General features: G+C 45.8%; 1 protein-coding gene. It reads left to right on the top strand.

Annotated elements, in window-relative coordinates; all coding sequences use genetic code 11:
• Positions 1-258: 258 nt before the first annotated feature.
• A partial coding sequence (locus LZG75_RS12250) for a proprotein convertase P-domain-containing protein (protein WP_233937700.1) occupies positions 259-541 on the top strand: 283 nt, incomplete at its 3' end.

The following is a 541-nucleotide window of genomic DNA, read 5'->3' as shown; positions in this document are numbered from 1 at the left end:
TTGGTTGATGGACAAACCTCAGCCAGAATTGACTATGGTTGGCAAAAGAACCAAGCCGGAATTTACTATTCTAATTGGTATGGATTTGGACTTGCTGATGCTAGGGCAGCGGTTGAAATGGCTAGGAGTTATACAAACTACAAGTCTTCCGCCTTAGTTCAACCAGAATGGAAAAGTGTTGAGATTATTAGTGCAGTGGAGTACGGAAAAGTCAAAAAGTTGGGGCAATTTAGGACATCAACAGAAGGCGCCATCGATATGGTTCAGCTTCAGATGCAAGCAGTAGGAAGCGCGGAGGTTTGTATGGGCAGCGCTGGTATTTTCTTAAAGTCGCCTCAAGGTACCGTCTCTATTCTAAGCACACCCTACAACATGTTTTATGACGACACAGGCGATCCAAAAGATAAGCGGGACGGTGGCAAGATTAGCTCACAGACTCTTTATGCTTTAGGCTCATATGCGTTTTATGGCGAAAACCCTAAAGGCGATTGGACGGTGTACGCAGTGAGCGGCACACCATTAGCAGATTCCGAATGCGCAC

Origin of the sequence: Polynucleobacter sp. IMCC30063, assembly GCF_021395235.1 — a bacterium.
GTDB lineage: Bacteria > Pseudomonadota > Gammaproteobacteria > Burkholderiales > Burkholderiaceae > Polynucleobacter.
Note: the sequence above shows the minus strand (reverse complement) of the source record. Positions and strands in the feature narration are given on the sequence as shown.